This is a genomic window from Caenibius sp. WL (assembly GCF_019803445.1).
Taxonomy (GTDB): Bacteria; Pseudomonadota; Alphaproteobacteria; order Sphingomonadales; family Sphingomonadaceae; genus Caenibius.
Window position 1 is genome coordinate 301201 of sequence record NZ_CP081844.1, and the last position, 6300, is coordinate 307500.

Genomic DNA, 6300 nt, shown 5'->3' on the forward strand with positions numbered 1-6300 from the left:
TCCCACTTGAGTTATGTTATAACATTTCCTAATAGGCTCCGCATCTCAAGCACAAAAGGGGCTTACTCGTGAAAATTCGTGTCTTCCTGCTCTCCGCCGCTTCGATACCGGCACTGGCGCCGCATGCGGCGCTGGCTTCCACGCAGGCCGGCAGCAGCGCGGATCGCGACATCGTGGTGACCGCCTCCCCGCTGGAGCAGACGGTCGACGAGACAGCGACGCCGGTGATCACGCTAACGGGTGACGATCTGGTGCATCGCCGCCAGGCCACGCTCGGCGATACTCTGGCAGGCCAGCCCGGCATCAACTTCGACAATTTCGGCGGCGGCGCCAGTCGTCCGGTCATTCGCGGCCAGACCACCCCGCGCGTGCAGGCGTTGTCGGACGGCTCCAATATCCAGGATGCATCCGCGATCTCGCCCGATCATGCGGTGACGACCGAACCGCTGCTGCTGCGCGGAATTGAAGTGGTACGCGGCCCTGCAACGCTGCTCTATGGCGGTGGCGCGATCGGTGGGGCAATCAATCTGCTCGACGACAAGGTGCCCACCGCAATCCCCGAAGGCGGCATTACCGGCGTGGCGGAAGGCCGCTTTGGAACGGCCGACGACGAACGCTCCCTGATCGGCGGCCTCACCGCTGGTGTGGGGCCGTTCGCTTTCCGGGTCGAGGGCGTTCATCGCAGTTCCAACGACTATCGCGTGCCGGGCAGGTTCGGCGAACGCCATGTCGATGGTTCCTATAACGATACTTCCACATTCAGCGTTGGCGGTTCATGGGTTGGCGCGGATGGCTATATCGGCCTCGCCTACACCCGCCAGCGTAGCGAATATGGCCTGCCCGGCCACAGCCACGAATACGAATCCTGCCACCCCCACGGCATCAGCCTGCATTGCGGCGGCCACGGACATGACGACGACGATCATGACCACGACCACGATCATGGCCATGAAGAGGTGCCCTTCGTGAAGCTTCGGAGCGAGCGGTTCGACATTCGCAGCGAATACCGCGATCCGTTGCCCGGCTTCGAGAAAGCCCGCTTCCGCATGTCCTTCACCGATTACAAGCATGACGAGATCGAAGGGGATGAGGTTTCGACCACTTTCAAGAACAAGGCGCACGATCTCCGTTTCGAACTCACTCACAAGCCGCTCGCGGGGTTGCACGGCGTCTTCGGCGTTCAACATTCCAACAGCAAGTTCAGCGCTTTTGGTGAAGAAGCTTTCCTTCCCGAAAACAGGACCAGGAACACCGCGCTTTTCCTGATGGAAACCCTGCAGACCGGTCCGGTCCGGTTCGAACTGTCGGCTCGCCACGAATGGCAGACGGTCGAAACCACGCTCAACCGCAAGGTCAGCCACCGCCCCTTCTCGATCTCCGGCGCTGCGATCTGGGATATCGGCAGCGACTATTCGCTGGCACTTTCGCTCACCCGCTCGCAGCGCGCACCCAATGCGCAGGAACTTTACGCGAACGGCGTCCACATGGCGACCAACACTTATGAGCTGGGCACGGCGACTCTCGGCAAGGAAACGGCCAAATCGATCGACCTGACTTTCCGCAAGAAGGCCGGCGCGACCACGTTCACTATCGGCGCCTATCATCAGGATTTCGACAACTACATCTTCGCCAACACGCTCGACCGGTTCGAGGATTTCCGCCTGATCCGCTACACGGCAGCCGACGCCAAGTTCACCGGCATCGATGGCGAAATCCGCCATCAGTTCACGCCCGATTTCGGCATCTCGGCCTTCGGCGACTATGTCCGGGCTAAACTCAAGGGTGGTCTCGGCAATCTGCCCCGCATTCCGGCCGGGCGTCTCGGCGCGCGCGCCGACGGCAAATGGGGGCCGCTGTCCGCCGATCTCGAATATTATCATGTCTTCGAACAAGGCAAAGTCGCATCGTTCGAAACACGCACGCCGGGTTACGACATGCTCAACGCAACATTGGCCTACAAGCTCGAGCTAGGGCCGAAAGCGCATGCCGAACTGTTCGTACGGGCCAGCAACCTGACGAACGAACTCGCCTACAACCATGCCTCGTTCATCAAAGAGGCATCGCCCTTGCGCGGCCGCAACTTCGTGTTCGGCCTCCGCACGGGCTTCTAATCGCGCCTAGCCAGAGAACGGCTCCTCCACCATTCTGTCGGGGAGCCGTTTCTCGACGTGATGCCCCGCCCCGGCACGTTGGAGTATCACGACCGCGGCAATGGACGGGAAAGCGCTCGACAAGCGCGAGCAGTTCCTCCTCCTCTAAATATTAGCACTGCGGCAAGCGAGCGGGCTGCCGGTTTCGCGACGCGAGGCGCCCATATCGATCTGGCTGTTTACGAACCACACCTTGTAACGGTTGGGAACGCTTCGCGGCAGCGTTGTGAATCCCAAAGTCTCCAGATGATCGGCCACCATATAGGACATGTCGTCCGCCAACAGCAGGCGAGCACCGCGAAAGCGACTGACCCGGCACCGGGCAACGACAGCAGCCGCATCCACGAAGGATGCTTCTGCAATAAGCCAAGAACCCTCGGCATCCATTGATGTCACTGAAAGCTGGAGCGGGTGAAGGGAATCGAACCCTCGTATTCAGCTTGGGAAGCTGCTGCTCTACCATTGAGCTACACCCGCTCGGTGCGCCGTGCCTTGGCACAGCATAGGGCACACGGTCAATCCGGAATGACGTACCGCCGGCCGATTGCTGCCTGGGAACATCTCCCAGCGGTCCAACTGCTTAATCCAGCAGCGCAAACTCGCCGTTGGGGAGGGGGGGTTTGTTGTTATCGGTGGTTGCGGGGGTAGGATTTGAACCTACGACCTTCAGGTTATGAGCCTGACGAGCTACCGGACTGCTCCACCCCGCGTCACTGTTATTTGTTCTTCTGTTATGAAGAACAAAAAAGCCGCCGCTCGGATATCCGGCAGCGGCTTTTTGGATCATGAATGGGTTTTTATCTTTACGCCGGCTTCAATGCCTGGCGGCGTCCTACTCTTCCAACGCTTGAGCGGTAGTACCATCGGCGCTGTCTGGTTTCACGTCCGAGTTCGAGATGGGATCGGGTGGGGCACAGACGCTATGGCCACCAAGCAATGGAGCCGGCGTAAAGTTGGTTTAATCGATGCACCTTGTTGGGTGTGTATCTGGCTGGATGATCGTCCACCGGACGAGGCCTTTGGCAGGCTTGTCGTTGATGGTGGGATTCATCAAGCATGATCAGAGTTATTAGGACCGGTTAGCTCCATGCATTACTGCACTTCCACACCCGGCCTATCAACGTGATGGTCTATCACGACTCGAAGATACCTAATCTTAAGGGAGGCTTCCCGCTTAGATGCTTTCAGCGGTTATCCCGTCCGTACATAGCTACCCTGCTGCACCGTTGGCACGATGACAGGTACACCAGAGGTACGTTCACCCCGGTCCTCTCGTACTAGGGGCAACTCCTTTCAAGTATCGACGCCCACGGCAGATAGGGACCAAACTGTCTCGCGACGTTCTGAACCCAGCTCACGTACCACTTTAATTGGCGAACAGCCAAACCCTTGGGACCTGCTCCAGCCCCAGGATGTGATGAGCCGACATCGAGGTGCCAAACGATTCCGTCGATATGAGCTCTTGGGAATCATCAGCCTGTTATCCCCGGCGTACCTTTTATCCGTTGAGCGATGGCCCTTCCACGAGGGACCACCGGATCACTATGACCGACTTTCGTCTCTGCTCGACCTGTCGGTCTCGCAGTCAGGCAGGCTTATGCCATTGCACTCTTGCAGACGGTTTCCAACCGTCCTGAGCCTACCATCGCGCGCCTCCGTTACTCTTTAGGAGGCGACCGCCCCAGTCAAACTACCCGCCACAGAGGGTCCCTGTACCGGATAACGGTACGAGGTTAGACATCAGAAAACAGCAGGGTGGTATTTCACCTATGGCTCCACACCGGCTGGCGCCAGTGCTTCAAAGCCTCCCACCTATGCTACACAACTCTTTCCTAATGCCACTCTGAAGCTGCAGTAAAGGTGCACGGGGTCTTTCCGTCTAACCGCGGGTACTCCGCATCTTCACGGAGAATTCAATTTCGCTGAGCATATCCTGGAGACAGTGGGGAAGTCGTTACGCCATTCGTGCAGGTCGGAACTTACCCGACAAGGAATTTCGCTACCTTAGGACCGTTATAGTTACGGCCGCCGTTTACCGGGGCTTCAATTCGGAGCTTGCACTCCTCCTCTTAACCTTCCGGCACCGGGCAGGCGTCAGACCCTATACGTCGTCTTGAAGCCGACTTAGCAGAGTCCTGTGTTTTTGATAAACAGTCGCTACCCCCTGGCCTGTGCCCCCCACCAATGCTTGCGCATAGATGGGGCCTCCTTCTTCCGAAGGTACGGAGGCAATTTGCCGAGTTCCTTCAGGATACTTCTCTCAAGCGCCTTGGTATACTCTACCTGACCACCTGTGTCGGTTTCGGGTACGGTCTATACGGTGGGGCTATTTCCTGGAACCGCTTCGAAGCACCTCCAATCCGATAAGGAGATACAACACACGCGATCCGTCACACACCACCAGGCCCACGAATATTAACGTGGTTCCCATCGACTACCCCCTTCGGGCTCGTCTTAGGGGCCGGCTTACCCTGCTCCGATTAGCGTTGAGCAGGAACCCTTGGTCTTTCGGCGAGAGGGCATCTCACCCTCTTTATCGCTACTCATGTCAGCATTCGCACTTCCGATACGTCCACGGTCGGTTACCCTCCCGCTTCACTCGCTTACGGAACGCTCCGCTACCGCTCAGTACAAAGTACTGAACCCTAAGCTTCGGTGCATCACTTTAGCCCCGTTACATCTTCGCCGCAGGAACCCTTATTTAGACCAGTGAGCTGTTACGCTTTCTTTAAAGGATGGCTGCTTCTAAGCCAACCTCCTGGTTGTTTTGGGATTCCCACATGCTTTCCCACTTAGTGATGACTTGGGGACCTTAGCTGTAGGTTAGGGCTGTTTCCCTTTTGACGACGGACCTTAGCACCCGCCGTCTGTCTGCCAGATAAGACTCGATGGTATTCGGAGTTTGGTTAGGTTTGGTACAGCTCGCGCCGCCCTAGCCCATCCAGTGCTCTACCCCCATCGGCATACGTCTGACGCTCTACCTCAATAGATTTCGCGGAGAACCAGCTATTTCCCGGTTTGATTGGCCTTTCACCCCTAAACACAACTCATCCGAGCATTTTTCAACATGCAACGGTTCGGTCCTCCAGTGCGTGTTACCGCACCTTCAACCTGGTCATGCCTAGATCACCGGGTTTCGGGTCTAATTCATCGTACTCTGTCGCCCTATTCAGACTCGCTTTCGCTGCGCCTACACCTAACGGCTTAAGCTCGCACGATAAATTAAGTCACTGACCCATTATGCAAGAGGTACGCTGTCACCCCCTAAAGAGGCTCCAACTGCTTGTAAGCATTCGGTTTCAGGTACTGTTTCACTCCCCTAATCGGGGTGCTTTTCACCTTTCCCTCACGGTACTTGTTCGCTATCGGTCATGTACGAGTATTTAGGCTTGGAGGGTGGTCCCCCCATGTTCAGACAGGATTTCACGTGTCCCGCCCTACTCGAGTCCTCATCCATCACTTTCGCATACGGGGCTGTCACCCGCTATGGCCACTCTTTCCAAAGTGTTCTGCTAGTTGAAGATGAGGCACTGGCCTGGTCCGCGTTCGCTCGCCACTACTAACGGAATCTCGGTTGATGTCTTTTCCTCCAGGTACTGAGATGTTTCAGTTCCCCGGGTTCGCTTCACCAAAGCTATATATTCACTAAGGTGATACCTTATCCACCTCACTCACTATGTGCCAAATTCCTAAGAACTCATCACACAACGAGAGAAATGGTGAAGGTGGGTTTCCCCATTCGGAAATCGCCGGATCAAAGTTTGCTCACAACTCCCCGACGCTTATCGCAGCGTGCCACGTCCTTCTTCGCCTGTACATGCCAAGGCATCCACCAAATGCTCTTACCTCACGCTTGAGAATCCACACCATCAACGACAAGCCTGCATAGAGCCTGCGTTGTATACTAGGTGCGGACGATAATCTCAGCCAGATAATCATCTGTGTGCCGCATACGATCCCGGTCCGTAGACCTAAGAACCCATGCGCCACGGCATCGATTAAAAACCCATTCACAATGTCAAAGATGCGGGCAAATCCCGCACACCAATCCGAAGATTGGAAGTTCGTGTTTCCATCACTGAAGAATAATGCCTGGTGGAGCCTATCGGGATCGAACCGATGACCCCCTGCTTGCAAAGCAGGTGCTCTC

General features: G+C 56.6%; 2 protein-coding genes, 3 tRNA genes and 2 rRNA genes (1 of these 7 only partly in view). 1 reads left to right on the forward strand and 6 read right to left on the reverse strand.

Annotation, left to right across the window (positions count from 1 at the left end; translation table 11 throughout):
* Positions 1-68 precede the first annotated feature (68 nt).
* Positions 69-2111, forward strand: a complete 2043-nt coding sequence (locus K5X80_RS01495) for a TonB-dependent receptor domain-containing protein (protein ID WP_222559116.1) — start codon at positions 69-71, stop codon at positions 2109-2111.
* 144 nt (positions 2112-2255) lie between these two features.
* On the opposite strand, the gene K5X80_RS01500 is transcribed toward K5X80_RS01495, so the two are convergent.
* From K5X80_RS01500 to K5X80_RS01525, 6 genes are all read right to left on the reverse strand, one after another.
* Positions 2256-2537: a hypothetical protein gene (locus K5X80_RS01500; protein WP_222559117.1), complete on the reverse strand. Its 282-nt coding sequence runs from the start codon at positions 2535-2537 to the stop codon at positions 2256-2258.
* 16 nt (positions 2538-2553) lie between these two features.
* Positions 2554-2627 (reverse strand) — tRNA-Gly (locus K5X80_RS01505).
* Positions 2628-2783: 156 nt separating this feature from the next.
* Positions 2784-2860, reverse strand: a tRNA-Met gene (locus tag K5X80_RS01510).
* Positions 2861-2969: 109 nt separating this feature from the next.
* Positions 2970-3084: ribosomal RNA gene (gene rrf, locus K5X80_RS01515) — 5S ribosomal RNA — on the reverse strand.
* Positions 3085-3199: 115 nt separating this feature from the next.
* Positions 3200-6006: ribosomal RNA gene (locus K5X80_RS01520) — 23S ribosomal RNA — on the reverse strand.
* A gap of 237 nt (positions 6007-6243) precedes the next feature.
* Positions 6244-6300: transfer RNA gene (locus K5X80_RS01525), tRNA-Ala, on the reverse strand; it runs 19 nt beyond the window's last position.